Source organism: Mesorhizobium sp. M1365 (genome assembly GCF_040317865.1).
GTDB lineage: Bacteria > Pseudomonadota > Alphaproteobacteria > Rhizobiales > Rhizobiaceae > Mesorhizobium.
The window spans coordinates 1-1,190 of the sequence record NZ_JAMYLG010000104.1; the positions used below are offsets into that span (position 1 = coordinate 1).

Below are 1,190 nucleotides of genomic sequence, written 5' to 3' on the forward strand. Positions count from 1 at the left end.
TCTCAAGCGGTGGTCGACAGTGCAATTAGTACCAACCAATTCCATCATTAATTGAAGCGGGCTAAGGTATGGGCGTTATTCGTCCTCGGCCTGCTGCTTCACGGCGAGGTTGTAGAAGCCAGGGGAACTGAGAACGATCCAAGCAGAACGCTGTAGAACAGTTGGGGTATTGCCCCTGCCCCAACCGGGCGATGACGCATTTGGAAAGGGGTGATCGCCTGTCGGCGGCGGGCCTCCTCGTAAATGAATGGCGCATCTTTTTGGTATCTCCGGTGCTTGACCCGATTGGCACCCCTAGACAGCACCCTCAGCGTCGATCGTAAGAACGGCAGGTCGATGCAGTCTTTACACTGAGCGTTTGGCATCGAGAGCGACTTGAAAGCCTTTCTTGTCTGGCTCGCCGAGGAGCTGAACCACAAATGGCCGCCTGTGATACCGATACGGCCCAAAATCCGAGCGGGAGTCTGGCCGGATTCGCGCAGCCGGCGGACTCAAACGCCGATGCTGCGGGCGATGCTGTCGGCCGCCATGCGCTTACGCCACTCAAGAGGCCCGGAATTATGAATGGAGTTTCCCTCGACATCGACAGCCATGATGACCGGCATGTCCTGCACCTCAAATTCATAGATGGCTTCCATGCCCAGGTCTTCAAAGGCAACGAGCCGCGCCGCCTTGATCGATTTTGAAATTAGATAGGCGGCACCACCCACTGCGATGAGATAGGGCGTTTTGTGTTTGACGATCGACTCGATGGCCAGCGGACCCCTCTCCGCTTTGCCGACCATCGCATATAGCCCAGTCTCGGCGAGTATCTTTTCAGTAAAACCGTCCATACGGCTGGCGGTTGTTGGGCCAGCCGGCCCGACGACCTCATCCCCTGCTGCGCGGACGGGTCCGACGTAGTAGATCATCCGTCCCCGCAGATCTACCGGGAGCGGCTTGCCGGCATCGATCAGCTCGACCATTTGCTGGTGGGCGGCGTCACGGCCCGTCAGCATCTTACCGGTCAAAAGAAGGGTTTCCCCGCAGCGCCACGATGCCGTCTCTTCCTTCGTGAGCGCATCGAGATTGACCCGGCGGACGCCGGCTGTGTGCAAGTCCTCTTGACCAATCTGGGGCCATTCGGAAAGGTTGGGCGGCTGGAACTGTGCCGGCCCTGTTCCGTCCAAGGTGAACTTCAGGTGTCGGTT

At 58.5% G+C, this 1,190-nt stretch carries 1 protein-coding gene; it reads right to left on the minus strand.

From position 1 onward, the window contains the following. Positions 1–491 precede the first annotated feature (491 nt). Positions 492–1,190: fumarate hydratase C-terminal domain-containing protein (locus tag NKH04_RS33065; protein WP_353045604.1), on the minus strand; the 699-nt coding region annotated here is incomplete at its 5' end.